The organism is Mesorhizobium sp. WSM4810 (assembly GCF_055811235.1).
In genome coordinates this window covers 190,291-215,256 of the sequence record NZ_JBVVQV010000011.1, presented here as the reverse complement: position 1 = coordinate 215,256, position 24,966 = coordinate 190,291, and the positions used below count along the sequence as shown (strand labels likewise).

The following is a 24,966-nucleotide window of genomic DNA, read 5'->3' as shown; positions in this document are numbered from 1 at the left end:
GTCCTTGGCGACATCGGCATCTCTCGTGACGAAATCATGTGCGCTTTGCGAAGCCGCGCCACCCGCCCTGCGGAGGCAGGTGCGGTCAGCACGATCGAGCGCACTAGGATCGCTTCAGCCTCGATCCCGAACGGTTGGCCGCCGGCAGTAGCTACGCCTCGGCCGAGATCCCCTTTGGCTGGTCCACGAGCGCGCGATCGAGCCTTACATCGCGGCTTCGACAAGCAGCGGCGCGCGGACGGGACCTTCGAACGGCACTACACCTGCGACCCCAAGGACTGAATGTTGACCGACGGGAACTGGGGAGGATCTCAAAATGATTATGTCAGTTGTTAAGTCCCTCGCGCTCGCTCACGCTGACATGCCAATCAAACAGCTGAAAGACGTCTATTTGGATTGCGAACGGGGAGGCCGCCGGTGCGCTGGGGACGGAAGACGTGATGTACTGTTCGATGCGCGAGTTCCGACTAGGCGCGCGATAGCAGTTTGCGCATAATCAACGATGCATGGCCTTCTGCACCGTGCAACGCGGCCACTTCGAACCATGTTTGCGGTAAAAGGCCATTGCCCGGTCGTTTCCCTCGAGCACTTCGAGTGCGATGCTCAGGATGCCGGAATGGGCGGCAAAGACAGCGTGCAATATATTAGCGGCTAGCCCGGTGCCGTACTCGCTTTGATCGATGTGGAGCCGGTCAAGCATGACGTCGCCGGCTTCATTCATCTTAGCCATCGCGTAGCCGGCAATCGAGCCGTCTGGCCGTTCTGCCACGAACGACATTTTCTTGGTGTCTGTCAGTTCCGCCGCAATCCGCTGCAGCGTGTGATCTTCATCCGAAATCAGGGCCGCGGTCTCGGCACCCATGATTGGCGAGTACGTCCTGCGCCAAGACTCTCCAATGAGCAGCGATACCGACGGCACGTCCTGCTCAGTCATGGCTCTGATTTGCGTCATCGATAACGTCCCCTGCCGGTCAATTATAGCGTTGCCGGACGGGCCGCTCAAATTCGGAGCGGCGGCCTACCGCCGCTTCATCGCATGGGGGTCACGCCGTTCCCTACATCTACCATCAGGCATGGTCCGCAGGTCGACTCCTACCGATGAGCTAACGTCCGCTCTGGAGAAGCACCGCGAATGTCTGAACATGGCGCAACCAGGACCAATAGCTTCGCGCTGCCGATGTCCGCTTTCGAGTAACAGCGAAATTGCTTCGAATGACCAAGATAGGCGCTAAGCCGACCTTCGAACGGCACGATTGAACACGCGTCCTGCTACCGTCATCTCTAGGCGCTTACCGCGTCGCCCGGCGCCGTCCCTCCACGGCGTCAAGCCGCTCCTGCAGGTGCCCATTGAGCACGATCATCTCCTTGAGCGCCTTCACCGCGTCGCCCTTGTGCTGGGCGATGAACTTTTGGGCGATCGCCTGAAGGGCGGCCTCCTGGCGTCTGTCCAGCGTCACGATGTGGTCCATGACGATGCCTCCGACAGTTTCCGTTTAAATTGAACAAAACGGGAACAAAAATGTCAAGTGTGAATTGACTTGGCGAGGAATGCCTTCCTATTTGTCAGTGGTGGGGCGGTTGCTCACAAACTGGGGAGAGCCGCGATGGGCAGACGAAAAAGCCGGTTTGACAGGCTGTCGGCGAGGCATGCCGAGGCGATCATCAGCGACGCTCTCAGCCTGCGCAGGACGGTGCTTTCGTCGCAACTGCATCTGAAGGCGCATGGCGAGCTGTTTTGGCAGCTTTGCGGGCTTGTCGAAAAATTGCATGAGGTGATGGCCAGCGTAGCGGAGAAGGAGCCCGATTTCCAGATGCCGGATCTTGGCCTGCTTCCGCTTCCCGAGGGCTATTTGACTCGGAAATGAGGCCATGGCCGGGCCGATGGACAGCGTTGGACGTGCCGCGAAGGCCAACATGCTGCTGATCGTCGAGTGCGGCCACTGCTACCATGTCGGGCGTTTTCGGGCCCACGACGTGGCCAAGGTGGTGGGCTGGAACAAGCCGCTGGAGACCATCCGATTCAGATGCAAGCGGTGCAACCGAACGGACACGACGGTGAAGACCCAGTTCGTCGACCAGGACCATCCGCCGAAGGGCTACATCTGGGTGCTGCAAAAATTCAAGCTTTAGAACAGCGAACCCTGTACCGGCGCCTGTGGGGCCTGCGGCGGAAATTTTATCTGTGTGGCCGGCTTGTCGACGATCACCAGCGCGTCGTCGGGTGCCGTGCGCTGCAGGTGCCTGGCCTGCGACCACGGTGCGGTCAGCCAGGTCTCGGTTTCCTCCTGCGTGGTCAGGATCACGGGCATCGCCTTCTCGTGGATCGGCGCGATCAGGGCGTTGGGCCTGGTGGTCAGAAAACCGTAGAGCTCGAACTCGCCGGGGCCATCCTTGACCTTGCGCACGCCTTGCCAGGGCGTCCACAGGCCGGCGAAGAAGAACAGCGGCCGCGCCTCGTTCAGCGCGAACCAGTAGTTTTTCTGGATACCGGTATCCGGATCCTTGTCGCCCGGCGTTGGGCTCGGTTCGGCAAAACTGGTGAGCGGCACCACGCAGCGGTTCTCGACGCCGAGATATTGCTGCCAGTGGCCATATTGCGGGTTGCGGATGTTGGTGGTGCCGTAGTCGGCCTTGCCCTTCACGCGCTCGACCGGCGTCGGCATGCCCCACAGCAGGTTGGCCAGTTCCCGCTCACCGTCCGGCGCGTTGCGCACTACCGGGCCGGGCTGGTTGGGGTAGATGTCGATGGAGGGCTCGAGATTGCCGAGGCTATCGCGCAAGGCGCGGGTCCACTGGCGGATCGCTTCCTGGCTGGTGGTGATGTTGTAGAGGTTGCACATGTCGAGCCCCAGGGATGTTCAGGCATCTTGTGGGAAAGGGCAGGTAATTTCCAGCGCTGTCCGGCTGGCTGCTGACACGCTACCCCACCACCACAGCGCCGCGATCACCGCCGCCATCCCGGCGGTCGACCGCGGATACTGCCGCGCAGCGGCGAACCGCGGGCTCCGCTTACGCAACGCACACCGCTCGTGCGCGTTCTACCCATTAGGAGGAGCATGGCGATTGGTCTCATGCGCTCACAATCGGAGGCAAACCATGATGTCCAAGTTCAAAGATGCCCTTGACCGCGGCAAGGAAGCTCGCCGTGAGCAAGAGGGGAAGGTCGGCAATGAGAAGGCCGAGGGGGTGGACTTCGGCGCGCAAGCAAGGGCCTGGCTAAACGACGTCGTGGTTGCGTCGCTGGAAACGGCCAGGGCTGACGTAGCAGGCGAGGTGGCCGTCGAGATGGACACCGCGCCACGCCGCCAAGCCAAAGCATCAACACCATCTATTCGGTTCAGGATCTACAGGAAGCGGGGAACGGAAAAGGAGGTGGTCGGAAGGACGTTCACGGTCAACGTGCAGCTGAGTGGACAAGTGTCGGTCTCTTCGCCCGGGATGGTGGCGAGAGAAGTGGGAAACATTGGGGATAGGGCTGACGAGCGGTTCTCTAGCTTGCTGGCGGAACTGATCGAGGACGCAGCGAAGGGCACTTAGCCAGCAAGGTGTCGAGGAAAGGGCTGGCGATTTCCAGCGCTGTCCGCCGGTTTGCTGACCTGTCAGTAACAGCTTTCCGGATGCCGCAAACTCCCCTTCCGTTAACCTTTCGTTAACCATGGCTGGCTAGCGTTTACCTATCAGTAAGGAATCGCTGTCCGTGACCTTCGCCGCCCCCGTCGAGACCAAATCCATTCGCTTTCGCGCCCGCTCCTTCGTCGCCTTCACGCTCACCCCGGAGACGCCGCTTTCGGAGTGGCTGGAAAGTCTCGACCGCTGGATCGGCAATTCTCCCGGCTATTTTGCCGGCCGCCCGGTGGTGCTCAACCTCAACACGCTGAAGCCCGCGGTCAGCCAGATCGAAGCGCTGGTTGCCGAGCTTGGCCTGCGCGGCATCCGCATCTATGCCATCGAGCTCGACGGCAACACGGTGCTTGAGCCCAGTCTGCCGCCTGTGCTGATCGGCGCCAAGGAAGCCACAGTCGGGCTGCTCATGCAGGCCGACCAAAAGGCTGCCGGCAGGCCGGAAGAGACGGGCAGGGCGGAAGAAGGCAGGGCGGAACCGGGCAAGCGGTCAGAAGACAGGGTGCCGGAAGCGCCGGCCACGCTGATGGTCAAGACGCCGATCCGCTCGGGCCAGTCGATCTTCCACGCGCATGGCGATGTCATCGTGCTGGGCTCCGTTGCCTCCGGTTCCGAGATCGTCGCCGCCGGCTCGATCCATGTCTACGGCACGCTGCGCGGGCGGGCGTCGGCCGGTGTGCTCGGCCATTCGGCGGCCCGCATCTTCTGTCGCAAAAACGAGGCCGAACTGCTGTCGGTCGACGGCTGGTATTGCACCGCCGAGGAGATGGAGCCGGCCTTGCGTGGAAAAGCGGTGCAGGCGTTTCTGGAAAAAGACACGCTGCGCATAGCGCCGTTCAGCTAATGCAGTCGCCCGAAAGTATGCAGCAGTTTTGGAATTAAAACAAAGACTTAAGCGCATCGCATAAATCAAACGCTTAACAATACGAACAACAATAAGGAGGCATAGATGGGCAAAGTTGTGGTGGTCACCTCGGGCAAGGGGGGCGTCGGCAAGACGACCTCGACGGCCGCCCTTGGCGCCGCCGTCGCGAGAACCGGCAAGAGGGTGGCGCTGGTCGACTTCGACGTGGGTTTGAGGAATCTCGACCTGATCATGGGCGCCGAGCGGCGGGTGGTGTTCGACCTGGTCAACGTCATCCAGGGAACGGCCAAGCTGTCGCAGGCGCTGATCCGCGACAAGCGGGTCGAGACACTGTTCCTGCTGCCGGCCTCGCAGACGCGCGACAAGGATGCGCTGACCGAGGAGGGCGTCGGCGAGGTGATCGAAAAGCTGAGCTCGGTGTTCGACTACGTCTTCTGCGACAGCCCGGCCGGCATCGAGCGCGGCGCGCAGCTTGCCATGCGCTTTGCCGACGAGGCGGTCATCGTCACCAACCCGGAAGTCAGCTCGGTGCGCGATTCCGATCGCATCATTGGCCTGCTCGACGCCAGGACCGTCAAGGCCGAGCGGGGCGAGCAGATCGCCAAGCATGTGCTGGTGACGCGGTACGATGCGGCGCGCGCGGCGCGCGGCGAAATGCTCTCGATCGACGACGTGCTGGAAATCCTGTCGACGCCGCTGCTGGGCATCATTCCCGAGAGCCAGGACGTGCTCAAGGCCTCCAACCTCGGGTCGCCGGTGACACTCAGCGATCCGACCAACTCCGCCGCCCGCGCCTATATCGAGGCGGCCAAACGGCTCGAGGGCGAGGACCTGCCGGTCGTCGTGCCGTTCGAGCGCAAGGGCTTTCTCGATCGGCTTTTTGGAAGGAGGGCAGCATGAGCCTGTTAGACCTCTTCAAGCGGCGCGGCAGCGCGCCGGTGGCGCGCGAGCGGCTGCAGGTGCTGCTCGCCTATGAGCGCCGCAACCGCAGCCAGCCCGATCTCGTCTCGGTGCTGCGCGAGGAGATCATGGCCGTGATCGCCAGGCACGTGCAGATCGACCAGGATTATCTGCAGGTCTCCATGGATCGCGGCGAGACGATGTCGACGCTGGAGATCGACATTCAGATCCCCAACAAGAGCGCTAGGCCGCTGGCCATGTCGGCCTGAGCGTTGCGCCTGTAGTAGTTTTTGACGCCGGCGGGACAGCGCCCCCCCTTCTGGCCTGCCCTCTTTGCCCCCACTTGGCATCTCCCCCTCAAGGGGGGAGATTGGCAGCTTCGGCGCACCGCTCGCCTCTGCATCAACCATGCGCACGCTTCCCATCCATTTGCCCCTTGCGCAACCAACAAAAGGGTGAAAACGTTGGTCCGGGGTAAATGGGCAAGGGTGGTCGTCGCGGCTGTTAGAAGCTCCGGGGCGGCCTTGAAGAGCGATGAATTTTCCACAGTTCCTGGTGGGGATGACCGCCGCGGCATTCGTCGTGGCGCTCTCGACTTATTTGGCAACGGGTTCAATCTGGAAGGCGCTGGGCTGGACGGTCCTCACCCTGATCGTTCTGCAGCTTGGATATTTTTTGTCCGTCGTCCGGCTGATCTATAGGGCCGAACGAAAGACACACAGTGACCGCGACCCGCGAGTACTGGACCGTCGAGACTGCATGCGGTTTCGAGATTCAGGTCGGCCCCCACAAATATAAACATGCCTAGACCATGATGTTCATCAGATAGACAGTATGGTCTAAACCGCTTGAAAGCGGACATGTTCGGTTCTTGGAATGTGCCTTGGACGTTCCGTTACTTTAGTCAACCAGTATATATCTCGGGGTGCATGTGACCGATACTGCGCAGCGCGTCATCCGCTCCAGCTCCGTCGCTCTGCTCACTCCGCCGCCAGCTTGTCCTGCGTCCTGGTGTCGAAGTCGCTGGCGTCGTGGCGCTCGTGCAATTGCATCGCCGGCTCGCCGAAGGCGCGGTTGACCATGCGGCCGCGCTGCACCGCCGGCCGTGCGTCGATCGCGTCGGCCCAGCGCTGCACGTGCTTGTATTCCTGCACCGACAGGAACGCGCCGGCGTCGTTGTACATGCGGCCCTTGGCCAGCCCGCCATACCAGGGCCACACGGCGATGTCGGCAATCGTGTAGGCGTCGCCGCCGAGATATTCGCTTGCCGCCAGGCGCCGGTCGAGCACGTCCATCTGGCGCTTCACCTCCATGGCGAAGCGGTCGATGGCATATTCGAATTTTTCCGGTGCGTAGGCGTAGAAATGGCCGAAGCCGCCGCCGAGATAGGGCGCCGAGCCCATCTGCCAGAACAGCCACGACAGGGTTTCTGCGCGCGCCGGCTGCTCGGTCGGCAGGAACTCGCCGAATTTCTCGGCCAGATGCAGCAGGATCGAGCCGGATTCGAAGACGCGGATCGGGTTTGGCCCGCTGCGGTCCATCAGCGCCGGGATCTTGGAGTTGGGATTGACCTCGACGAAGCCGCTGCCGAACTGGTCGCCGTCATTGATCCTGATCAGCCAGGCGTCATATTCGGCGCCTTTGTGGCCGCGCGCCAACAGTTCCTCCAGCATGATCGTCACCTTCACGCCGTTTGGTGTCGCCTGCGAGTAAAGCTGCAGCGGATGCTTGCCGACCGGCAACTGCTTGTCATGCGTCGGGCCGGCGATCGGCCGGTTGATGCTGGCGAAGGCGCCGCCATTCTCCTTGTTCCAGGTCCATACTTTCGGCGGTGTGTATTGGTTCATTTCGGAGGCCTTTGATGTGAGCGGGGAGGGTCTTGGGGAGGATCAGCTTGCATAGATACAGGTAGTGCGGGCTGACGGAAGTTCAACTTGTGTTGAACTATTGTCGATGTCGGCAGCGCAAGCCTGCGCGATTGCATTCGGCCCTTGCGCCTCGTCACATGCGCCATAGCTATAGAAGATGCCGGCCCACGGTCGTCGTGAATATTGCCAGGATTGAGAGCATGACCATCGATACGATTTTGCGGTCCATCGTAACGGTGCGCGCGTCGATTCCGGATGATGCCTTCACCGCGAATGCGCTGGGCACCAGCCGGGAAGGCAGCGGCGTGGTCATTCGCGACAACGGCCTGGTGCTCACCATCGGCTATCTGATCACCGAGGCGGAAGAAGTCTGGCTGACCGACCACAGCGGGCGCGTGATTCCCGCGCACGCGCTCGCCTACGACCAGGAAACGGGCTTCGGCCTGGTGCAGGCGCTGGCCCCGCTCGGCCTGCCCGCGGTGGCTTTCGGCGACGCGGCCAGGGCGATGGCCGGCGACCCGGTGGTGCTCGCCGACGGCATCGGCCAGGCGGTCAGCGCGTACATCGTCACCAAGCAGGAATTCGCCGGCTATTGGGAATATCTGCTGGACGAGGCGATCTTCACCGCGCCGGCTCATCCGTCATGGGGAGGTGCGGCCCTCATCGGGCAGGACGGCAGGCTGCTCGGCATCGGTTCGCTGCGCCTGCAGATGAGCCGCGCCGGCGAGATCGCCGATATCAACATGGTGGTGCCGATCGACCTGCTGCCGCCCATCCTCGACGATCTGCTGACACGCGGCCAGGTTGCCAAGCCACCGCGCCCATGGCTCGGCGCCTTCTCCGCCGAAAGCAATGGCGAGGTCGTGGTGATGAGCGTCGCCGAAGGCAGCCCGGCCGCCGAAGCCGGCCTGCGCCAGGGTGACATCATCTCGGATGTGCGCGACGGCGAAGTCGACGGGCTCGCCGATTTCTACCGCAAGTTGTGGCAGAACCCGGCGGGCGCCGAAATCCCGCTGCGGGTTGTGCGCGATGGCCGCGAAACCTGGCTGCGCGTCAAGTCGGCCGACCGCAACAGCTTTCTCAAGAAACCGCAGCTGCAGTGAGGCTCCTTTCCTTCCCCCCCCTTGTGGGCCTTGTGGGAGAAGGTGGATCGGCGCGCAGCGCCGAGCCGGAAGGCCGCAGGTTATTACATCACGATTTGAAGGACCGCCATGGGCGGCGCGAAGCAATGCTTCGCGCCAGCCTTGCAACAAGGCCACTGTTGCTCCATTCGATCGGAGCCAAGCAGCGACAAAGGAGAACCGATGACGACCACAGAAAGGCGGACCCGCTGATGGCGCCGGTCGAGGTTGACCCCGCCAAGGTGCGCGAATTCAGCGATGCCGAGAGCTTCTACACCTGGCTCGGCAAGCATCACGGCACCGAGACAGAAATCTGGATCAAGATCCACAAGGTCGGTTCGGGACTGCCTTCGATCACGCCCAAGGAGGCCATCGACGTCGTGCTGTGCTGGGGCTGGATCGATGCCGTGCGCAAGGGGCTCGACAACAAGAGCTATTTGCAGCGCTACACACCGCGCGGCAGGAAGAGCATCTGGAGCCAGATCAACGTCGACAACGTCGCCCGGCTGATCGAGGCGGGCCGGATGACCGAGCATGGGCTCAAACAGGTCGAGGCGGCGAAGGCCGACGGGCGCTGGGGGCGCGCCTATGCAAGCGGCAAGAACATGAAAATCCCCGCGGATCTGCAGGCCGCAATAGACGCCGAGCCCAAGGCCAAGGCGATGCTGGCAGGGCTCAGCGCGCAGGACCGCTTCGCGCTCGCCTTCCGCATCCACAACATGAAGACCGAGGCTGGCCGCGAGAAGAAGATCGCCGCCTTCGTCGAGATGCTGAAGCGCGGTGAGGCGATCTACCCGCAAGGCAAGAAGTGAGGCTGGCGCCGACCCGGCTGTGGCTGCGCTTGCCGCAAAATTCCCGCCTCGTGGGTGTCAGGGTGAGAGAAATTGGCCGTCCACCCCGGCCGCTGCGCAGTAACGGTTTCTTCTTTGCTTTTGCCACACAATGGCGGCGACGAGGCGGGCGAAGTCCAGAGCATGGCCGAAAAGAAAAATCGCGACGGGGAGTTCTGGGAACTGGCGCTCGAACGCGCGCATCTTGGCGTCTGGGACTGGGATCTCGCGAGCGGCGACTGTTTTTACTCGGCGATGTGGTTGCAGATGCTCGGCTATGGCGAGGGTGAGCTTGCGGAGACAAGCGATCTCTGGTTGCAGCTGACGCATCCCGACGATCGCGAGCGGGCGGTGGCCAGCGGCGAACGCCACATTGCCGGCCTGACCGATTCGATCGAAACCGAGCTCAGGCTGAAGCACAAATCCGGTCACTGGGTATGGGTTCTCGATCGCGGCGGAGTGGTCGAACGCGACGCCGAAGGCCGGCCGGTCAGACTGATGGGCGTCCAGACCGACATCACCAAGCAGAAGCAGGCGGAAGCAGAGCTTGAACAGGTCAACGTCCGCTTTCGCCTGGCATTGGCGGCCAGCGGCACCGGCATCTGGCACCACGATCTCGCCGCACGCAAAAGCTACTGGGACAAGCGGACGCGGGACATCTACGGGCTTGTCGCCGACACCGACGAAGTGTCGCAAGACCTCTGGCACAGCTATCTGCATCCGGACGACCGGGCCGCCGCCGAGCGGGCCCATTTGGCGCCGCTGCAAACCCAAAAGGTCGTCGCCGTGCAATACCGCATCATCAAGCGGGACGGCGAAATCCGATATCTCGAATCGCTGATACGGTTCGCCGACGCCCAGTCGTCGGGCCACATCCTGGGCACGGTGCGCGACATCACCGAGGCGAAGCAACGCGAGCAGGAACTTGCCCATGCGGCCCGCCATGACGCGCTGACCGGCCTTTTGAACCGCGCCGCTTTCGACCGGCTGCTGGCCGAGCACATCGCAACGGCGCGCCGGCTCGCGGTGTTCTACGTGGATCTCGACTACTTCAAGGCACTGAACGACTTCGCCGGCCACGCCGCCGGCGACCTTGCCCTGAAGAGCGTCGCCGAGCGCATTCTGGGCTGTCTGCCGCCGTCGGTGCACGCCGCGCGCCTCGGCGGCGACGAGTTCGCGCTGCTGGTGCCTGATTGCGATGCAGCGCAAGCCGAGCGTCTCGCCGGCGCCGTACTCGCGGCGGTTCGCGATGCCGACCTCGGCTCGACGGCGGCGTCGCGCAAGCTCGCGGCCAGCATCGGCATCGCCTTTGTCGCCGATGCGAATACCGCAGTGGCCGACGCGCTCGCCTGCGCCGACGACGCCTGCTATGCGGCCAAGGCCGCCGGGCGCAATCGCTTCGCGGTGTTCTCGCCCGAGACGACATCCGGCTCCAGCGGCCTCAATGCGGCGCGGCTGGCCGCCGACACCGTCGACGCCATGGCGGACGGAAGGCTGAAACTGTTCGGCCAGGAAATCCACCAGCTCGGAAAACCCTGGCAAGAAAGCCGCCATGTCGAGGTCCTGGCGCGGCTCGCCGGCCGCAACGGGCGGCTGATCCCGCCGGGCGAGTTCATCCCGGCGGCGGAGCGGTTCGGCGTCGCCTCGCGGCTCGACCGCTGGATTATCACGACGGCGCTGTCGCTTCATGGTCCGGCGCTGAAGTCAGGGGCGCTCACGCTCGGCTTCAACCTGTCGGCGCAGACGCTCAGCGACCCGCAGCTTTGGGATTTCGTCGACGCTGTCATCGCCGAGACCGGGGCGCCGCATTCCGGCATCGGCTTCGAGATCACCGAAACCGCCGCGGTCACCAATTTCGCAGCTGCCGAGCAGTTCGTCGGCAAGGCGCGCGAGCGGCGCTGCCGCGTCAGCCTCGACGATTTCGGGGCGGGCATGAGCTCGTTCGAATATCTCCGGCGCTTTCCCGTCGACACGATCAAGATCGACGGTTCGTTCATCGAGCATATTGCCGATAGCCGCTTCGACCGCGAAATCGTCTCGGCGATATCCGGCATCGCCAGGAGCCTCGGCTGCTCCGTGGTGGCGGAGAAGATCGAAGCGCAGGATGCGCTCGACATCCTCGCGGATATGGGCATTGACTTCGGCCAGGGATTTCTGCTGCACCGGCCGGAGCCGCTGCAAGCGATCGTGGCGCGGGCGTGCGCGACCCGGGCGAGCGCGACACAAGCGAGCGTGGCACGGGCGCGCAAGACACGGGCGAGCGCGCCGGCACCAGCCGGACGGCGAGCCTAGCCCGGATCTCTCCGGGCTAGCCGGGCGAAAAGTCCGCGAAACCGGTCCGGCGCCGTGATGCGCGACTGGTCAGGACTTTCCCGGCGGGCGATAGCGGACCGACTTCGCCTTGCCAAGCGCTTGCATCGTCTCTTCGACGCTCAGGAGAACGGTGGTCTCGTACGAACTGAGCGCTCCTCCCGCACCAATGGCAAGCATGACCGATGCCATCGAAACGTTGTCGGGCGCTTCCCACAGGTTCCAGCCATCGTGCTCTCCGAAGCCGTACCAGAACCCGTGCAGCTTTCCGCCTACCGATTCGATGTAGGTGCGGGCTGCCTCGCGTCTATCCTCGGGGTTTTCGATCAGGCGCGCCCAGGTCTCGGGCGTATAGCTGAATCGTGAGAGATACATGGGCATGGTTCGCCTCCAGGGCCGCCGATCCCCCAGCGGCTCGGCGTCGAGGGGATCGAGGGAGGGGCTGGCGCCGAGCCTGACCGGCTTGGTTGGTTCACCGGCTGACAAAATATGCGCTCAGGCTAATATAATCGCAACACCTATCCTGCAGGCCGCCGCCGATGCGGGTCAGGCGTTGCGGCTCGCCATATGCGCGTCGAGCTTCTTTCTCGAAGGCCCGTACCGCTTGATGATGGTCGCGGCCTCGCTCGGCGGTATGCCATATTTTTTCGCAAACGCCGCTACGTCGTAAGGCTCCTCGCCGGCGGCCGGTTTGCGGTCCTGCTTGCTCCTGGATTTGTCGTCGGCCATGTCGTCCTCCATCATATCTGGTGGTTATAGGGTTCCTTGGTCGGCCCGACCATCCATGCCAGTTTGGAAAAGGGGAGGCACGCCGGTCTGACCGGTTGCCCCGACCGGTGAGCTGCTGGTTCCCGCTCATGGGCTCGAACCACGATTCACGCCTTCAAAGGGCGCTGTCCTACCATTAGACGAAGCGGGAATAGAGGAAGTGACGCTGTCTAGCACTTTCTCATCCGCGCATGAAGCTGCTTCATGTCATCATCGGCTTGAGCATGAGCTTTCAGCAGGGCCTTCTAGAGACGGGAGCAATCGCCGTAACCAGAACCGACCTCTGTGACATCTACCGAGACTACATTGCCTGCCTGAACAAGCAGGACTGGCCGAAGCTGGGGCAGTTCGTTGATGATGAAGTGGTCCACAACGGCCGGCGGCTCGGTCTATCAGGCTATCGCAAAATGCTGGAGCGAGACTTTGCTGAAATTCCGGACCTTTATTTCAACGTCCAGATGCTGATTTCCGATCCGCCCTACATAGCGAGCCGGCTCGGGTTCGACTGCACGCCGAAAGAAAGCTTCCTCGGCCTCCCTGTAAATGGGAGGAGAGTTTCCTTTGCCGAGAATGTTATCTATGAATTTGGGGACAAAAAGATTGTAGAAGTATGGTCTGTGATAGACAAGGCGGCCATCGAAGCCCAGCTTTAGCGCAGGAATGCTCGGCCGTCGTTCCACGTTCCGATATGAACCACGATATGAACAATGGCAGCTGCCTGTCTAACGCCTGTCAAGGACCCGGCCTTGACGCCTGAACACGCTGCCCCAGATTACGCGGCGGAGTTTTTAGAAATGCGATACGACTGGCAGGGGTGCAAATTCGTCGAACGGCATTTCGGCATTGTTATCGCAATTGGCCTGGCTGCAGGGCTGTCGGCCCTGGCCGCGCTGGGCTACACGCCTTAAGCCTTCTGCTGCGCATGCCCCACGGCATTGGCGAAAGAAATGTCATCCTTGATCTCGCGCATCGCCATCGAGGTGATCGTGCGGCGCACGCCGGGCAGGCGGCTGAGCTCGACGCGCAGCATCCTGTCGAGCGCCATCATGTCGACGGTCACGATCTGCAGGAGATAGTCGGCCTCGGCTGTGGTGGCGTGGCAGCGCCGGATAAGCGGATGCGCCTGGACTGCAGCCTCGAAGGCTTCGGAGAGCTCGAAATCGATCGACACCTGGATGAAGGCTTCGATGCCGAAGCCGAGCTTGGCCGGGTCGACCCGCGTCGAGTAGCCGCGGATGATGCCGGCGTCCTCCAGCCGCCTTGACCCGCTTCCAGCACGGCGTCTTGCTTAAGCCGACCTCGTCGGCGAGCACTGCGAAGGAGGTGCGCGCATCGCGTTCCAGTGCCGCGACGATCTTCCGGTCGACGGCATTCAGCATCATACGTTCTCCAAACCTTCGCAATGGACGAACATCGTCCTCCATTTTCTGGTATTTGGATAACACAAACGACAATGTTCAAGTGAAAAGCGACTAAACTGCGGGGCTCGGACCGAACAGGAGCCCTATGGGCCGGGCAAAGGAGCAGCTGCCATGCACAAGCCGGATTATTACGCCCGTATCGAAGCGCCCGAGATGCGCGACTATGGCGTCTACCTCAGCTGCGACAAGCTACTCGCCTGCCAGAAGCCGCTGGCCGAGATGGTCAATGCCGACGAGCTGCAGTTCCAGATCGTCCATCAGGTCGAGGAGCTGTGGATGAAGCTCATCGCCTACACGCTGGTCGATGTCGTCGACTTCCTCGAGCAGCAGAACACCCATCGCATCGTCACGCTGATGGGGCGGGTGCATCGGCTGATGCGCCTGATGACGGCGCAGCTCGACCTGCTCGAAACCATGTCGCCCAAGGAATACCAGGAGATTCGGCTGCAGCTCGGCAATGGCAGCGGCCAGGAATCGCCGGGCTTCAAGCTCTTGCTGCGCATGCCGCCGGATCTGTGGCGGGCGTTCAAGGCGTCCTATCTCGATGGTCGCGGGCTCTCGGTCGAGGATGTCTACGATGTCAGCTATGACCACGGCGACAGCTATGTCGTCGCCGAGGCGCTGATCGAATTCGACGAGCTGTTCCAGAAATTCCGCGCCAATCATCTCTACCTCATCCACCGCTCGATCGGGCTCGGCTCGAAATCGCTCAAGGGCCGACCGGTCGAACTGCTGCAGGCCGGCGCCCTGCATCGCTTCTTCCCGGAGCTGTGGGACATACGCTGCGACATGACCGACCGCTGGAGCGGCCAGTATGGGACTGTGCGGGCACCGATCAGCCACCCGGAGGCGAAGGCAGGGTAAACGCCGCGATCCCTTCTCCCCTTGTGGGAGAAGGTGGATCGGCGCGCAGCGCCGAGCCGGATGAGGGGTGTTGGACGGAATGCGGCGATGCCAAGCCCCTCATCCGACCGCTTCGCGGCCACCTTCTCCCACAAGGGGAGAAGGGGAAGGCGCCGCATGTCGGGTTTGCGGCTGGTGCAACGTCCTTGGGGCGAAATCGGTCGCAACCCTGGAGGACGGCATGTCATCGGAAACCACCCAATCACCGGCTCAACCGCCGTGGCAGACCGCGGCAATCCTGACTGGCCGCCTGATCTTCGCAGCCGTCTTCCTCATGGCGGTGACCTTCAAATTCATCGACATGGGCGCCACCGCGGGCTACATCGCCGCCGCCGGATTTCCGTTCCCGCTGTTTCTGGCCTGGTGCGCGGCCGTTCTCGAAGTCGTCCTGGTGCTGTGCTTCCTGACCGGCGCCTTGTTCTCGCAGGCCGCTCTTGTCGCCGGCGCCTATGTGCTGTTCCTCGCCTTTGCCTTCCACGGGCCGTCGCACTGGGCCGGAAACCAGGCCGAGTTCGGCTTTTTCGTCGATCATTTTACCTTCCTGGCCGGGCTGCTGTTTGCCGCCGTGCATGGGCCGGGCCGTGTGCTGACCTGGAAGGCTGCACTGGCCAGCTGATCGTAGCTCGGCTGGCAAGCGGCGTTCCGATACGGCGAGGCGATCGCGACGTCACATCTGGTCGTTGTAGGGTTCCTTCATCTGGCCGACCATGCGCGCCAGTTTGGAGAAGGACGGCATGTCCGCCTCCGGCTGACACTGGTTCGCCAGCTCTAGCAGCCGGATCGGGAAGTTGACGGCATCGCGGCTCGACGCCGACATGCCTTCTGAGCGCTCCTCGCTGGTCTCGCTGGCTTCGGCCTTGCGCAAGGCGATGTCTATCTCTTCGACCGTCAGCACGCCCTTGCGGACAAGGACCTGATTGATCGATGCGACGGCCATCAGCAGGCCCTCGAGTTGCAGATTGGCGACATTCATGGCTTTGCTCCCATTGGCAAATTGCAAACGCGCGAACACCGGTTCCGATCCCTGCACCATAGCGCGGCGGGCGGCCGAATTTTAGGCCGGCCCGCGAGATTTCGCTTGCTTTGTGACGGCAGCTATGCTAGGAATATAGTCATGGTGCTGAGTTGCGCCAACGACCCGCCCACCGAGGCGGGTTTTTTTATATCAAGCCTTCTCGAACGTTTGTGCCTGTGTTGCCGATATCAAATGTCGGCGGGACAGCGCCCCCCTCTGTCCTGCCCTCTCTTTGCCAAAATTTGGCATCTCCCCCACTTGGGGGGAGATCGGATGTCACCCCGGCTTTCGCCAATCACCAGCATCGCGGTAGGCCATGGCCGAGAAACCTTTCGACGACGAACCGGCTGATGTGGCCGAACCCAAGCCGTCCGGCCGGCCGAAGCGAGCGAAAAAACGCTGGCCGATGGTTTTCTGGACGCCATCCGCGCCGATTTCCGGGCGCATGGCGCCGGCGTCATCGCCGAGGTTCGTACCGAAAAGCCCGATCAGTATCTGAAGATCGTGCTGTCGGTGCTGCCCAAGGATCTGCATCTCAACATCAACAGTCTGGAAGCACTGAGCGATGACGAAATCAGGCAGCGCATCCGCGGCCTCGAAGCCGTCCTGCGGCCGTTTCTCGAAAAGTCCGGCGTCGCAAGACCGGGCCTCGCAAAGCCGGGCCGCGACGGCGAAGACCGAGTATCTGAGCCTGCTCAGGGAATTGGACCGGAGGCGGCGCACTAACCAGCTTGCCGCCTACCGGCCTTACCCGCGACAGGCCGAGTTCCATGCGGCCGGTGCTGCCAACCGAGAACGCCTGTTCATGGCCGGCAACCAGCTCGGCAAGACAAGGGCCGGCGGCGCCGAATGGGCGATGCATCTCACCGGCCGCTATCCCGAGTGGTGGCAAGGCAAGGTTTTTGACACGGCCGTGCGGCTGTGGGCGGCGGGCGTCACCGCCGAGGGCACGCGCGACAATCCGCAGCGCATTTTGATCGGCCCGCCGCAGCAGCCGGCGGCGTGGGGCACCGGCATGATCCCGGCCGACGCCATTGTCAGCACCATCATGGGGCGCGGCGCGCCGCATGGGCTGGACAGCGTCGTCGTGCGCCATGGCGGCGGCGGTGATGTGCAGGCCGATGAATCGGTGCTGTCGTTCAAGAGTTTTGAGAAGGGCCGTGAAAAGTGGCAGGGCGAAACGCTGCACGGCGTCTGGTTCGACGAGGAACCACCGCTCGACATCTATTCCGAAGGCCTGACCCGCACCAACGCCACAGGCGGCATCACCATAGTCACCTTCACGCCGTTGCTCGGCATGTCGGAAGTGGTGCTGTTGTTTCTGTCGGCGGAAGAGGTGGAGGGGATGGGGTGAGGGGGCGGTGGCCTTGCCTTCTCCCCTTGTGGGCGAAGGTGGATCGGCGCGCAGCGCCGAGACGGAAGAGGGGTGCTGGACGGAGTGCGGTTTGCCAAGCTTTAACACCCCTCATCCGACCTCGCGGAGCCTGTCCTCGGGCTTGCCGGAGGCAAGACCCGTGGGCGAGGCCACCTTCTCCCACAACAAGGGGAGAAGGGAGAGCGGCCGCCTTGGCCCGAAAAATCTCTCCCAAACAACACCATACGGCCGGCGCCTGCCAACATGATTCAAGTGCGAGGGCGAAGAAATGACCCGCCACGTCACCTTCATGACCATCGATGATGCCGAGCATTACACGCCGCAGCAGCGCGCCGCGATCGTATCGGCCTATCCGGCGCATGAGCGCGAGGCGCGGGCGAGGGGCATTCCGGTGCTGGGCTCCGGCCGCATCTTTCCGGTGGCGGAGGACCTGATTGCCTGCGAGCCGTTCCGGCTGCCGCGCTACTGGCCGCGGCTCGGGGCGCTGGATTTCGGCTGGGATCACCCTTCCGCTGCTGTCGAGCTCGCCTGGGATACGGAGGCCGACGTCGTCTATGTCGCAAAAGCCTGCCGCGCCTCGCAGCAAACGCCGGCCATGCAGGCGCTGACCCTGAAACCGTGGGGCGAATGGCTGCCCTGGGCGTGGCCGCGACGGCCGCCGCGAGACGCTGGAAGGTGCGGGCGTGGCACTTGCCCGGCAATATGGCGCGCATGGTCTGAACATGCTTTCCAGCCATGCGCAGTTCGCCGACGGTTCGGTGTCGGTCGAGGCCGGGCTGATGGAGATGCTCGACCGCATGCAGAGCGGCCGCTTCAAGGTGTTCTCGACGCTTCTGCCCTGGTTCGAGGAGTTTCGGCTCTACCATCGCAAAGACGGCCAGGTGGTGAAGCTGCGCGACGACCTGATGGCGGCGACACGCTATGGTGTGATGATGCTGAGGGAAGCGGTGGTCGACCCGGCCGAGTTCAAGACGGCACGGCGAAAGCCAGGGCAGAGCGATCCGCTGGGGGCGTTCCGGTGAGGGGACGCCGCCGATGACCGTTCGCATTGTCAGCGCTACGCTGCGCGACCTCTCCTACATCGCCGCCAACCTGCGGCCCGAGGACCGGACGGAGATCGACTGCCAGTTCGACGAATGGTCGCCGGCGCTGCTGGCGCTGACCGCGCTGCAGGGGTTTGCCTATGTCGCCGAGCTGAACGGCAATCCGGAGGCCGGCTTTGGCGCCGCCGAGCAGCGCGGCGGCCTATGGATCGCCTGGAGCTGGGGCACGCGCCGCATGAGGCGCTGCGTGCCTGGGATCACGGCGTTCTTTCACGCCGTGCTCGGTCCGCAGGTTGCCGCGCACGGCGCCTGGCGGGTCGAGGCCCGGGCGCTGGCCACCAATGAACTGGCGCTGCGCTGGCTGGCCCGGCTGGGCGCCACGCAACGCTGCCGCCTGCCGGGCTATGGCAAGAACGGCGAAGATTTTTTGCTCTACGACTGGACAAGGTCGTCTGACTTTGGGTCGTCTGACTTTGGGTCGCCTTACTTTGGAGAAAGCTGGAACCATGTGCCTTTTTCAAAAGCCGCCGGCGCTGAAGCCGCTGCCACCGACACCGACCATTGCCGACAAGGACGTGCAGGCGCGCGAAGCAGCGCTCCGGGCTGAGCTCGAGCAGCGCCAGGGCACCGCCGGCACGGTCAAGACCGATCTGTCGCCGAGTGAACTCAGCGGCCAGCGCCGCGTGCTGCTGGGGGTGTGACGTGGCGACAAGGGTAGCGCCTGGCAGCACCCCCCTCTGTCCTGCCGGACATCTCCCCCTCAAGGGGGGAGATTGGCAGCTTCTGCGTCCCGCCGGCCTTCCAGCGTTGGTGGTTGGCGAAAGCCGAGGTGACATCCAATCTCCCCCTATGAGGGGGAGATGTCCGGCAGGACAGAGGGGGGTATTCAAGCACCGACGTCGAACTCTGCGCGCTCTCACCCCGGCTTGCGCGCGAAGGCCCAGACCATCAGCGGATATTCCTCGTCGTTGCTGAGGTCGCGCCATAGGCCGTAGGCGCGCACCGGGCCGCCGATATGGGCTTTTGCGCAGGCTTTGTTGCCCCAGCTGAACACTTCAATGTTTGCCTGGGGGAAGGCGCCCTCGACCAGGACCTGCTTGAGGCCGGCGGCGGTCCAGCGGTTGTAGTCGTGCGGCCTGGCATGCACCCTGAACAGGAACGGCGTCGCCACCATCGCCCAGCCGCCCGGCCGGGTCATGGCGTGGATATTCTGTGCCGCGGCAAACGGGCGCTGCACATGCTCCAGCACCTGGTCGGCGATGACGACGGAATATTGCCGGTCGGTGCGGTCCTTGCAGATGTCGAAATCAGGGAAATCGACCGATGTATAGTTGGAGCAAATCGTCTTCCAGTGGCGGTTCCAGCCGGGCGAGATCTCGATCACGTCTGAGGATTTGCGGCCGTCGGCCTCAAGAAACGCGGTGAACGCCTCGATCTGCCTGATGCGCAGCCAGTTGCGGGAATCGTAGCCGATCAGCCGCTTTGCAACCTGCTTGCTTCGCCGCTTCAGGGCGCCGGGTAGGCTTTCCGTCATTATCAAATCGATCTCCTTGAGTCGCCGCCCCGCGCCCCTTGAACATCGCAAAAGCGAACAAAATTCGACCTGGCCTTGGCAATATCTGGGCTTCGAACAAGCTGATACATCAGAACAAGGAAATGCCATGGCGAGCGATTCCCGTGCCCACGATATCCTGTCGCGACAGGCGGAACTGGAGAGCGAGCGCAGCCAGTATGAGGCTGTCTGGGAGGCGGTGTCGGAATTCTGCGACCCCGACGCGCCCGATGTCTGGAGTGGGCGCCGGGGCGCGGAACCGCAGGCCGAGCGGCAGCAGCGGCGCGGCGCCCGTGTCTACGCCAACACCATCAACTCGGCCGCCAACCGGCTGGCTGCGGGGCTGGAAAGCCTGATCATTCCGCAGTCGGAGAAATGGCACGGGCTGTCGACCGCCGCCGTGAATGACGAGGAGAGCGAGGAGGAGAAGGAATGGGCGGAGGCGCTTCGCGATTTCCTGTTTGCGCTGCGCTATTCGGCCAATTCGAATTTCGTGCCGGCGACGCAGGCCTGCCTGCGCAACGTCGTGCGCTATGGCCCAGCCTATCTCTACGCCGAGGAGGGCTTTGGCGGCACGCTGATCCGCTATGCCTCGATCCCGGTGGTCGAGGGCTATCTCTGCCGCAACCGCTGGGGCCAGGTCGACATTTTCCACCGCCGCTATGAGCGCACGGCACGGCAGGCGGCGCAGCTGCTCGGTTATGACAAGCTGCCGGCGCGGATCAAGATGCTGGTCGACGACCCGGCCAAATGCGAGACCAGGATCTCGCTGATCCAGTGCATCCAGCCGCGCGACGAGCGCAAGATGTACCGGCTCTCCGGCACCTACCAGTATCTCGACACGGCCTTCGCCTCCTATCACGTCGTCGAGGACGAGGAGGTCATCGTCAGGGAGAGCGGTTTCCGCTCCTTCCCAGTGTCCTGCTTCAACTGGCGCCGCCATGAGGGCGACCCCTATGGCATCTCGCCGACCATCGAGGCGCTGACCACGGTGCGCGAGGAAAATGCCGTGCGCCGCTCGGGCCTCAGGGCGCTGCAGCAGATCACCGATCCGGCGACCGCGTCGAAAGCGCGGCTCGACTATGTGCCGGTGCTCAATCCCGGCGAGAACTATCCCGGCCTGATCGACGACAATGGCCGGCCGCTTATTGCGCCGATCGCTGTGGGCCAGAACCCGACCCATGCATTCGGCTACGCGGAAAGCCGGGCCGAGGAGATCCGCGACATGATGTTCGTCAACCTGTTCCAGACGCTGGTGCAGAACCCGCAGATGACGGCCACCGAAGCCTTGATCCGGCAGGAGGAGAAGGGCGCGCTGCTCGGGCCCTCCGGCTCGATCATCCAGGCCGGCTTTGCCGCCAATCTCGACCGCGAGCTCGGTATCCTCGAGGACAAGGGATTGTATGAGGAAGACAGCCGCTTCCTGCCGCCGGCGAGCCTTGCCGGCAAGGCGGTGCGGCCGACCTTCACCGGCCCGCTCGACGTGCTGCGCCGCTCGGCCGAGGCGCGCGACACCATCCAGGTGGTGACCACGGCCATGCAGATGGCGCAGTTCGACCCCGGCGTGATGGACAATATCGACGGCGACGAGGCGCTAAAAATCGTGCAGAGCGCCGGCCGCAGCCCGCAGCGCATCTTTCGCCGCCAGGACGAGGTGGCTGATATTCGCGATGCCCGAGCCAGGGCGCAACAAGCGCAGGCCGGCATGGCGGCGATCGCCGCCGCCGGCAAGGTTGCCAGGGATGCGGTGCCGGCGGCGGTCCAGGCGCGCGACAGCGGCCTGCTCGACAGTCTCAGCGGGCTGATGCCGCAGGGCGGCGAGGGCAGCGCATGAGCGGCAAACGCTTCGCCCATTCGCGCCAGGCCGGCGGCCCGGCCAAGGCGCAGGATGCGCTGACCAGGGCCTATCTCAGGGTGTTCTCAGGCCAGGACGGCGAGATGGTGCTGGCCGACCTGACGGCGGCGACCGGCTATTACCGCCGCCCGTCCTATGGCGAGTGGATGGCCAAGACCAGGACGCCGAACGGCTTCGAACTGCACAGCGCGCTGAGCAACGCGCGCGCCGAAGTGGTGCAGCACATCATGGGGTTTTTGACACTGGACGAAGCGCAACTGGCGGCGCTGGAGAAGGCGGCGCGGCTGGAGGGGCGGTAGGGTGATGAAACTGCCTTATGGTTAAGTCTTGCTCAAATCTACGGTGATCCGCATCGGGCTGGTTTTGACACCTGGCGGCCAACACTTCTGGACCGATTTCAAAAGTTGCTGGGCGGCTTCCGCCGCCGCCTCCGAATGTGGATCATAAGATACAACGGTAACCGACTTGACCTTGCCGACCTTGTTCAACGTCACCTCGAAAGTGGCTTTGACGTGATTGTCTACAGCGGCCACCGGCAAGACCAGGCAATCGCCGATCCGCTCAACACTGACAGCCTGTCTGGCGTGTGCGGAAACTGAACAAACAACCAGCAGCGAAGTCATCAAAAATCGCATCGATCGCCCCCTTTGGATAGCAGACGATAGCGTCTAAACGCGCTGAGGGTAAGGATCAAAACCATCGGGTAGACTGCGCCGACGCTGAAACTGCGCCCCTCTCCCCGTTCTACGGGGAGAGGATGCCGGCAGGCAGGTGAGGGGCGGCGCCAGCATCTCAGAATTCTGCGCTGCCCCTCATCCCCCTGCCGGGACCTTCTCCCCGTATAGTGACGGGGAGAACGGGCTATCAATAATCGCCGCGGTAGTAGCGGTCGTCGCAACGGGCGGTGTAGATGCGGCCGTAGCGGTCCTGATAGCGGCAAAGCTGTTCGCCGCGCCGCTGTGGCGTCGTCGCGCTGCCGACGACCGCCCCCAGCAGGGCGCCGCTGGCTGCGCCGATGACCGTGCTCTTGGTGTCGCGGCCCAGGGCCTGACCGACGAGAGCGCCGCCAGCGCCGCCGACCAGGGCCCCCGTGGTGGCTCTTTGCTGGCCTTCGGTCTGTGCACATCCTGCCAGCGCGGCAGTCACAAGCAGGGCGGCAATGGCTTTGTACATGGTCATCGTCTGATACTCCGTTGAAGCCTATGAACTAATACACTGGCTGGTTTTGCCAAGTGTTTGCCAAGTGCGGTTGCATTGCGGCGGAACCGCGGCACCGCTTGTCACGAAATGCGACATGGTTTCTTTCGTCTTGACGGTGCGTGCCTCCGGTTCTGAAAGATCGTATTCGAACAAGACGATAGGGCCAGGTTCTGTCGAAAAGAATCAGGCTGCGGCCGCAACGATTCCGCCGGGTCCAGCCGATCCCCCAACAATCCAATAACACGCCCGGCTGAACTGGCCAGTGCTCGTTTCCATTTGCAAACAACAAGAAGGAATCTTTCTCATGACAGATCTGGCAGACGCCGGGTCCGTGGTGGCGTCGCCACCGGCGGGCAACCTTGCAGGGCCACCGGCCGCCGGGGACAACGGGTCCGCCCCGCCGGCCGGCAAGAGCTGGTTTGACGGTCTCTCCGAAGGCAACCGCAAGCTCGCTGAAACCAAGGGCTGGACCAAGCCTGAAAGCCTCGACCGGGTTCTCACATCCTATGCCGAGTTGGAACGGCAGCAGGGCGAAAGCCTGCGCATTCCGGCAGCGGACGCAGCGGCGGAAGACTGGGACAGGTTCCATGCCCGGCTGCCTGAGGCGATGCGCCCGCTGACATCGCCCGACAAGGTCGAGTACAGGCGCCCCGACGGGCTCCCCGAAAACTTCGCCTATTCGGACGAGCTCGCCAACGCGTCCAAGGCGTGGGCGGTCGAGGCCGGCGCCACGCCGAAGGTGGCGCAGGCCTATCACGACCGCTTCGTCGGCTACATGGCCGAACAGGCCAAGGCGCAGCAGATCGCCCTTGCCCGTTCGGTCGAGGCCACTCACGACGACCTGGTCCGGGACTGGGGACCGACCGACAGCGACGGCTTTCGTAGGAGATTGGAGGTCGCCAACCGGGCGATGAAGAAGCTCGGGCTGGTCGATGCCTACAAGGCGAAGGGCATCCTCCTGCCTGACGGCGCCTTGACCGATCCGCAGATCGCCAAGGCGTTCCACGCGGTCGGCGAGGCGATGTTCAGGGAAGACACGATCGACGGCGGCGCGGCCTTGAGCGGAGGCAATCCGTTCAAGCGCAACGCCGCCGGCGAACGCAACCTGACCGATATCTCGGCCCTCGTCAGAAGCGACCCCGTTCGCGCCCGGCGGCTGGCACGCGAGGCCGGCGAAAACCCCGATCTATGGATACCGAACAACCCCCTTTGAAATAGGGCAACCGCATCCGGATGCCCCCTCATCCGGCCTGAGGGGGCGCAGCCGTCAATCAAACTGAAGGAAAGAAAAAAATGGCAGACGCCTATACCCGCATCGCGGACGCGATCGTTCCGTCCGTCTATGCGCAATACTCGTTCGAGGAGCACGTCCAGTCGCTCGAGATCTACCAGGCCGGGATCCTGTTTTCCGACCCGGCCATCGCCTCGAAGCTCTCCATGGGCGGGCGTTCCGTCGACATGCCAGGCTGGAAGGATCTCGGCAACGATCCGTCCGAGCCGGTCAACGACGATCCGGCCGACTCGATCGAGATGAAGAAGATCGGCGCGCGCCGCGAGGTCGCCGCCCGCAATGTCCGCGCCCAGGCGTGGGGCATTCCGGACCTGACCTCGATCCTGGCCGGCGACGACCCGCAGAAGCTGATCGTGCGCCGCCAGACCGACTACTGGCAGCGCGCCAACAAGCTGACGCTGCTCGGCATCCTGAAAGGGGTGGTGGCCGACAACCTCGCCAATGATGCCGGCGACCTCGTCCGCATCACCGGCGCCTCCATCGTCGACACCGACATCATCGAGGCCGCCTATCTGATGGGCGACCGCGCCGACAAGTTCAAGACGATCTGGATGCATTCCAAGCAGATGAAGGCGCTGAAGCTCGCCGACCTCATCGACTATGTGCCGCCGTCCGAGCAGGGCGGGCCGCTGATCCCCTATTATATGGGGCTGCGGGCCGTCATCGACGACGACATCCCGGTCGCCGCGGGCGTCTACACGGCGTTCATGTTCAAGGACAAGGCAATCCTGTGGAACGAGCTGCCGGTCAATACCGAGGGCGGGCCGCTGGAGTTCGACCGCAAGCCGCGCCAGGGCCATGGCGGCGGCGTCACCGAAATGGTCGCCCGCCGGCATTTCGTCCCGCATGTGCCCGGCACCCGCTTCCTCGACGCGTCGACGGCCGGCGAATTCGCCACCGATGCCGAGTTGGCGCTGGCGGCGAACTGGGACCGCACGGCGTCGAGCGTCAAGCACATGACGTTCATTGCGCTGAAGACGACCGAGGCCTGATGAAGCAAGGCGAGGGCGGGGCGTCAGAGTCCCGCT

The 24,966-nt window shown here is 63.5% G+C and carries 31 protein-coding genes, 1 tRNA gene and 3 pseudogenes; 21 read left to right on the top strand and 14 right to left on the bottom strand.

Going from position 1 to position 24,966, the window contains the following annotated elements:
* Positions 1-496 precede the first annotated feature (496 nt).
* Both AC0L3O_RS18305 and AC0L3O_RS18300 read right to left on the bottom strand, forming a co-directional pair.
* Positions 497-934 (bottom strand): GNAT family N-acetyltransferase, encoded by a 438-nt coding sequence (locus AC0L3O_RS18305; protein ID WP_473535978.1) that lies wholly within the window; start codon positions 932-934, stop codon positions 497-499.
* Between the two features lie 355 nt (positions 935-1,289).
* On the bottom strand, positions 1,290-1,469 hold the full coding sequence (locus tag AC0L3O_RS18300; RefSeq protein WP_128247673.1) for a hypothetical protein: 180 nt from the start codon (positions 1,467-1,469) through the stop codon (positions 1,290-1,292).
* Positions 1,470-1,604: 135 nt separating this feature from the next.
* Between AC0L3O_RS18300 and AC0L3O_RS18295 the strand changes: the two genes are divergently transcribed.
* Complete coding sequence (locus tag AC0L3O_RS18295; RefSeq protein WP_023803861.1) at positions 1,605-1,865, top strand: hypothetical protein; 261 nt, start codon at positions 1,605-1,607, stop codon at positions 1,863-1,865.
* A 4-nt stretch (positions 1,866-1,869) separates the two neighbouring features.
* Entirely contained in the window at positions 1,870-2,130 is a 261-nt protein-coding gene (locus tag AC0L3O_RS18290) for a hypothetical protein (RefSeq protein WP_473535980.1), read from the top strand.
* Here AC0L3O_RS18290 and AC0L3O_RS18285 read toward each other — a convergent pair.
* Positions 2,127-2,840 carry an SOS response-associated peptidase gene (locus tag AC0L3O_RS18285; protein ID WP_023803859.1) on the bottom strand — a complete coding sequence of 238 codons (714 nt, stop codon included), beginning with the start codon at positions 2,838-2,840 and terminating at the stop codon, positions 2,127-2,129. The genes AC0L3O_RS18290 and AC0L3O_RS18285 overlap by 4 nt on opposite strands.
* A gap of 256 nt (positions 2,841-3,096) precedes the next feature.
* Between AC0L3O_RS18285 and AC0L3O_RS18280 the strand changes: the two genes are divergently transcribed.
* The 5 genes from AC0L3O_RS18280 (at position 3,097) to AC0L3O_RS18260 (ending at position 6,184) form a co-directional block, all read left to right on the top strand.
* Entirely contained in the window at positions 3,097-3,537 is a 441-nt protein-coding gene (locus AC0L3O_RS18280; protein ID WP_287346646.1) for a hypothetical protein, read from the top strand.
* A gap of 160 nt (positions 3,538-3,697) precedes the next feature.
* The gene (minC, locus tag AC0L3O_RS18275) at positions 3,698-4,465 is read left to right on the top strand and encodes a septum site-determining protein MinC (protein ID WP_473616233.1); all 768 of its coding nucleotides are present in this window, start codon (positions 3,698-3,700) and stop codon (positions 4,463-4,465) included.
* A gap of 105 nt (positions 4,466-4,570) precedes the next feature.
* Complete coding sequence (gene minD, locus AC0L3O_RS18270; protein WP_023803856.1) at positions 4,571-5,386, top strand: septum site-determining protein MinD; 816 nt, start codon at positions 4,571-4,573, stop codon at positions 5,384-5,386.
* Complete coding sequence (minE, locus tag AC0L3O_RS18265) at positions 5,383-5,655, top strand: cell division topological specificity factor MinE (RefSeq protein WP_023803855.1); 273 nt, start codon at positions 5,383-5,385, stop codon at positions 5,653-5,655. Before minD ends, minE begins: the two co-directional genes overlap by 4 nt.
* Positions 5,656-5,920: 265 nt before the next feature.
* Entirely contained in the window at positions 5,921-6,184 is a 264-nt protein-coding gene (locus AC0L3O_RS18260) for an exopolysaccharide production repressor protein (protein ID WP_473616232.1), read from the top strand.
* Between the two features lie 182 nt (positions 6,185-6,366).
* Here the strand turns inward: AC0L3O_RS18260 and yghU are convergent, their stop codons facing one another.
* Positions 6,367-7,233, bottom strand: a complete 867-nt coding sequence (yghU, locus tag AC0L3O_RS18255) for a glutathione-dependent disulfide-bond oxidoreductase (protein WP_128174980.1) — start codon at positions 7,231-7,233, stop codon at positions 6,367-6,369.
* A gap of 221 nt (positions 7,234-7,454) precedes the next feature.
* Between yghU and AC0L3O_RS18250 the strand changes: the two genes are divergently transcribed.
* The 3 genes from AC0L3O_RS18250 to AC0L3O_RS18240 all read left to right on the top strand — a co-directional run bounded on the left by AC0L3O_RS18250 (position 7,455) and on the right by AC0L3O_RS18240 (position 11,497).
* The gene (locus AC0L3O_RS18250) at positions 7,455-8,357 is read left to right on the top strand and encodes a S1C family serine protease (protein WP_128174981.1); all 903 of its coding nucleotides are present in this window, start codon (positions 7,455-7,457) and stop codon (positions 8,355-8,357) included.
* 230 nt (positions 8,358-8,587) lie between these two features.
* A complete protein-coding gene (locus tag AC0L3O_RS18245) occupies positions 8,588-9,187 on the top strand; it encodes a YdeI/OmpD-associated family protein (protein WP_473616230.1) in 600 nt (199 codons plus the stop codon).
* A gap of 162 nt (positions 9,188-9,349) precedes the next feature.
* A complete protein-coding gene (locus tag AC0L3O_RS18240; RefSeq protein WP_473535983.1) occupies positions 9,350-11,497 on the top strand; it encodes an EAL domain-containing protein in 2,148 nt (715 codons plus the stop codon).
* Positions 11,498-11,566: 69 nt separating this feature from the next.
* Here the strand turns inward: AC0L3O_RS18240 and AC0L3O_RS18235 are convergent, their stop codons facing one another.
* The 3 genes from AC0L3O_RS18235 to AC0L3O_RS18225 all read right to left on the bottom strand — a co-directional run bounded on the left by AC0L3O_RS18235 (position 11,567) and on the right by AC0L3O_RS18225 (position 12,434).
* Positions 11,567-11,896: a GYD domain-containing protein gene (locus tag AC0L3O_RS18235; protein WP_027155386.1), complete on the bottom strand. Its 330-nt coding sequence runs from the start codon at positions 11,894-11,896 to the stop codon at positions 11,567-11,569.
* A gap of 165 nt (positions 11,897-12,061) precedes the next feature.
* The gene (locus AC0L3O_RS18230; RefSeq protein ID WP_027155385.1) at positions 12,062-12,244 is read right to left on the bottom strand and encodes a DUF3606 domain-containing protein; all 183 of its coding nucleotides are present in this window, start codon (positions 12,242-12,244) and stop codon (positions 12,062-12,064) included.
* 116 nt (positions 12,245-12,360) lie between these two features.
* Positions 12,361-12,434, bottom strand: a tRNA-Gln gene (locus tag AC0L3O_RS18225).
* Positions 12,435-12,507: 73 nt separating this feature from the next.
* On the opposite strand from AC0L3O_RS18225, the gene AC0L3O_RS18220 reads away from it, so the two are divergent.
* Positions 12,508-12,936: an ester cyclase gene (locus AC0L3O_RS18220; protein ID WP_473616238.1), complete on the top strand. Its 429-nt coding sequence runs from the start codon at positions 12,508-12,510 to the stop codon at positions 12,934-12,936.
* 93 nt (positions 12,937-13,029) lie between these two features.
* Positions 13,030-13,191 (top strand): hypothetical protein, encoded by a 162-nt coding sequence (locus tag AC0L3O_RS18215; RefSeq protein WP_473535984.1) that lies wholly within the window; start codon positions 13,030-13,032, stop codon positions 13,189-13,191.
* Here AC0L3O_RS18215 and AC0L3O_RS18210 read toward each other — a convergent pair.
* Together AC0L3O_RS18210 and AC0L3O_RS18205 are read right to left on the bottom strand one after the other, a co-directional pair.
* Positions 13,188-13,454, bottom strand: coding sequence for an Lrp/AsnC ligand binding domain-containing protein (locus AC0L3O_RS18210; protein ID WP_473535986.1), 267 nt, complete (start codon positions 13,452-13,454; stop codon positions 13,188-13,190). The two genes, AC0L3O_RS18215 and AC0L3O_RS18210, sit on opposite strands and share 4 nt — an antisense overlap.
* 139 nt (positions 13,455-13,593) lie before the next feature.
* Positions 13,594-13,662 (bottom strand): annotated as a pseudogene (locus tag AC0L3O_RS18205) (Lrp/AsnC family transcriptional regulator); the annotation flags it as partial.
* Positions 13,663-13,815: 153 nt separating this feature from the next.
* On the opposite strand from AC0L3O_RS18205, the gene AC0L3O_RS18200 reads away from it, so the two are divergent.
* Positions 13,816-14,568 carry a tryptophan 2,3-dioxygenase family protein gene (locus AC0L3O_RS18200; protein WP_023803844.1) on the top strand — a complete coding sequence of 251 codons (753 nt, stop codon included), beginning with the start codon at positions 13,816-13,818 and terminating at the stop codon, positions 14,566-14,568.
* Between the two features lie 220 nt (positions 14,569-14,788).
* Positions 14,789-15,223, top strand: coding sequence for a DoxX family protein (locus tag AC0L3O_RS18195; RefSeq protein WP_473616229.1), 435 nt, complete (start codon positions 14,789-14,791; stop codon positions 15,221-15,223).
* Between the two features lie 51 nt (positions 15,224-15,274).
* Here the strand turns inward: AC0L3O_RS18195 and AC0L3O_RS18190 are convergent, their stop codons facing one another.
* Together AC0L3O_RS18190 and AC0L3O_RS18185 are read right to left on the bottom strand one after the other, a co-directional pair.
* Entirely contained in the window at positions 15,275-15,580 is a 306-nt protein-coding gene (locus tag AC0L3O_RS18190) for a hypothetical protein (RefSeq protein WP_023803842.1), read from the bottom strand.
* A gap of 318 nt (positions 15,581-15,898) precedes the next feature.
* A complete protein-coding gene (locus AC0L3O_RS18185) occupies positions 15,899-16,156 on the bottom strand; it encodes a hypothetical protein (RefSeq protein ID WP_473616228.1) in 258 nt (85 codons plus the stop codon).
* A gap of 151 nt (positions 16,157-16,307) precedes the next feature.
* Between AC0L3O_RS18185 and AC0L3O_RS18180 the strand changes: the two are divergent.
* The 3 genes and pseudogenes from AC0L3O_RS18180 to AC0L3O_RS18170 all read left to right on the top strand — a co-directional run.
* A pseudogene (locus AC0L3O_RS18180) lies at positions 16,308-16,946 on the top strand (terminase large subunit domain-containing protein); the annotation flags it as partial.
* A 325-nt stretch (positions 16,947-17,271) separates the two neighbouring features.
* A pseudogene (locus AC0L3O_RS18175) lies at positions 17,272-18,019 on the top strand (phage terminase large subunit family protein); the annotation flags it as partial.
* Positions 18,020-18,032: 13 nt separating this feature from the next.
* On the top strand, positions 18,033-18,647 hold the full coding sequence (locus AC0L3O_RS18170) for a hypothetical protein (RefSeq protein ID WP_473616226.1): 615 nt from the start codon (positions 18,033-18,035) through the stop codon (positions 18,645-18,647).
* A 309-nt stretch (positions 18,648-18,956) separates the two neighbouring features.
* Here AC0L3O_RS18170 and AC0L3O_RS18165 read toward each other — a convergent pair whose 3' ends face one another.
* On the bottom strand, positions 18,957-19,574 hold the full coding sequence (locus tag AC0L3O_RS18165; protein WP_287364027.1) for a methyltransferase domain-containing protein: 618 nt from the start codon (positions 19,572-19,574) through the stop codon (positions 18,957-18,959).
* A gap of 127 nt (positions 19,575-19,701) precedes the next feature.
* On the opposite strand from AC0L3O_RS18165, the gene AC0L3O_RS18160 reads away from it, so the two are divergent.
* Both AC0L3O_RS18160 and AC0L3O_RS18155 read left to right on the top strand, forming a co-directional pair.
* The gene (locus tag AC0L3O_RS18160; protein WP_473616225.1) at positions 19,702-21,426 is read left to right on the top strand and encodes a portal protein; all 1,725 of its coding nucleotides are present in this window, start codon (positions 19,702-19,704) and stop codon (positions 21,424-21,426) included.
* Entirely contained in the window at positions 21,423-21,746 is a 324-nt protein-coding gene (locus AC0L3O_RS18155) for a Bbp19 family protein (protein WP_473616224.1), read from the top strand. Before AC0L3O_RS18160 ends, AC0L3O_RS18155 begins: the two co-directional genes overlap by 4 nt.
* 21 nt (positions 21,747-21,767) lie before the next feature.
* On the opposite strand, the gene AC0L3O_RS18150 is transcribed toward AC0L3O_RS18155, so the two are convergent.
* Complete coding sequence (locus AC0L3O_RS18150; RefSeq protein WP_128175009.1) at positions 21,768-22,070, bottom strand: hypothetical protein; 303 nt, start codon at positions 22,068-22,070, stop codon at positions 21,768-21,770.
* 241 nt (positions 22,071-22,311) lie between these two features.
* Positions 22,312-22,626 (bottom strand): YMGG-like glycine zipper-containing protein, encoded by a 315-nt coding sequence (locus AC0L3O_RS18145; RefSeq protein WP_027154393.1) that lies wholly within the window; start codon positions 22,624-22,626, stop codon positions 22,312-22,314.
* 325 nt (positions 22,627-22,951) lie between these two features.
* Here AC0L3O_RS18145 and AC0L3O_RS18140 point away from each other — a divergent pair, with 325 nt between their 5' ends.
* Both AC0L3O_RS18140 and AC0L3O_RS18135 read left to right on the top strand, forming a co-directional pair.
* Positions 22,952-23,860, top strand: a complete 909-nt coding sequence (locus tag AC0L3O_RS18140) for a hypothetical protein (protein WP_287229460.1) — start codon at positions 22,952-22,954, stop codon at positions 23,858-23,860.
* Positions 23,861-23,940: 80 nt separating this feature from the next.
* On the top strand, positions 23,941-24,930 hold the full coding sequence (locus tag AC0L3O_RS18135) for a Coat protein (protein ID WP_128175013.1): 990 nt from the start codon (positions 23,941-23,943) through the stop codon (positions 24,928-24,930).
* Positions 24,931-24,966 lie beyond the last annotated feature (36 nt).

Coding starts and splice junctions, on each gene's coding strand:
- AC0L3O_RS18245 (WP_473616230.1), top strand. CDS start 8,588: ATGGCGCCGGTCGAGGTTGACCCCGCCAAGGTGCGCGAATTCAGCGAT.
- AC0L3O_RS18200 (WP_023803844.1), top strand. CDS start 13,816: ATGCACAAGCCGGATTATTACGCCCGTATCGAAGCGCCCGAGATGCGC.
- AC0L3O_RS18150 (WP_128175009.1), bottom strand. CDS start 22,070: ATGACTTCGCTGCTGGTTGTTTGTTCAGTTTCCGCACACGCCAGACAG.
- yghU (WP_128174980.1), bottom strand. CDS start 7,233: ATGAACCAATACACACCGCCGAAAGTATGGACCTGGAACAAGGAGAAT.
- AC0L3O_RS18145 (WP_027154393.1), bottom strand. CDS start 22,626: ATGACCATGTACAAAGCCATTGCCGCCCTGCTTGTGACTGCCGCGCTG.
- AC0L3O_RS18140 (WP_287229460.1), top strand. CDS start 22,952: ATGACAGATCTGGCAGACGCCGGGTCCGTGGTGGCGTCGCCACCGGCG.
- AC0L3O_RS18285 (WP_023803859.1), bottom strand. CDS start 2,840: ATGTGCAACCTCTACAACATCACCACCAGCCAGGAAGCGATCCGCCAG.
- AC0L3O_RS18185 (WP_473616228.1), bottom strand. CDS start 16,156: ATGCAGATCCTTGGGCAGCACCGACAGCACGATCTTCAGATACTGATC.
- minD (WP_023803856.1), top strand. CDS start 4,571: ATGGGCAAAGTTGTGGTGGTCACCTCGGGCAAGGGGGGCGTCGGCAAG.
- minE (WP_023803855.1), top strand. CDS start 5,383: ATGAGCCTGTTAGACCTCTTCAAGCGGCGCGGCAGCGCGCCGGTGGCG.
- AC0L3O_RS18195 (WP_473616229.1), top strand. CDS start 14,789: ATGTCATCGGAAACCACCCAATCACCGGCTCAACCGCCGTGGCAGACC.
- AC0L3O_RS18135 (WP_128175013.1), top strand. CDS start 23,941: ATGGCAGACGCCTATACCCGCATCGCGGACGCGATCGTTCCGTCCGTC.
- AC0L3O_RS18280 (WP_287346646.1), top strand. CDS start 3,097: ATGATGTCCAAGTTCAAAGATGCCCTTGACCGCGGCAAGGAAGCTCGC.
- AC0L3O_RS18165 (WP_287364027.1), bottom strand. CDS start 19,574: ATGACGGAAAGCCTACCCGGCGCCCTGAAGCGGCGAAGCAAGCAGGTT.
- AC0L3O_RS18240 (WP_473535983.1), top strand. CDS start 9,350: ATGGCCGAAAAGAAAAATCGCGACGGGGAGTTCTGGGAACTGGCGCTC.
- AC0L3O_RS18155 (WP_473616224.1), top strand. CDS start 21,423: ATGAGCGGCAAACGCTTCGCCCATTCGCGCCAGGCCGGCGGCCCGGCC.
- AC0L3O_RS18190 (WP_023803842.1), bottom strand. CDS start 15,580: ATGAATGTCGCCAATCTGCAACTCGAGGGCCTGCTGATGGCCGTCGCA.
- AC0L3O_RS18170 (WP_473616226.1), top strand. CDS start 18,033: ATGACCGTTCGCATTGTCAGCGCTACGCTGCGCGACCTCTCCTACATC.
- AC0L3O_RS18260 (WP_473616232.1), top strand. CDS start 5,921: ATGAATTTTCCACAGTTCCTGGTGGGGATGACCGCCGCGGCATTCGTC.
- AC0L3O_RS18220 (WP_473616238.1), top strand. CDS start 12,508: ATGAGCTTTCAGCAGGGCCTTCTAGAGACGGGAGCAATCGCCGTAACC.
- AC0L3O_RS18160 (WP_473616225.1), top strand. CDS start 19,702: ATGGCGAGCGATTCCCGTGCCCACGATATCCTGTCGCGACAGGCGGAA.
- AC0L3O_RS18250 (WP_128174981.1), top strand. CDS start 7,455: ATGACCATCGATACGATTTTGCGGTCCATCGTAACGGTGCGCGCGTCG.
- AC0L3O_RS18300 (WP_128247673.1), bottom strand. CDS start 1,469: ATGGACCACATCGTGACGCTGGACAGACGCCAGGAGGCCGCCCTTCAG.
- AC0L3O_RS18230 (WP_027155385.1), bottom strand. CDS start 12,244: ATGGCCGACGACAAATCCAGGAGCAAGCAGGACCGCAAACCGGCCGCC.
- AC0L3O_RS18235 (WP_027155386.1), bottom strand. CDS start 11,896: ATGCCCATGTATCTCTCACGATTCAGCTATACGCCCGAGACCTGGGCG.
- AC0L3O_RS18295 (WP_023803861.1), top strand. CDS start 1,605: ATGGGCAGACGAAAAAGCCGGTTTGACAGGCTGTCGGCGAGGCATGCC.
- AC0L3O_RS18305 (WP_473535978.1), bottom strand. CDS start 934: ATGACTGAGCAGGACGTGCCGTCGGTATCGCTGCTCATTGGAGAGTCT.
- AC0L3O_RS18290 (WP_473535980.1), top strand. CDS start 1,870: ATGGCCGGGCCGATGGACAGCGTTGGACGTGCCGCGAAGGCCAACATG.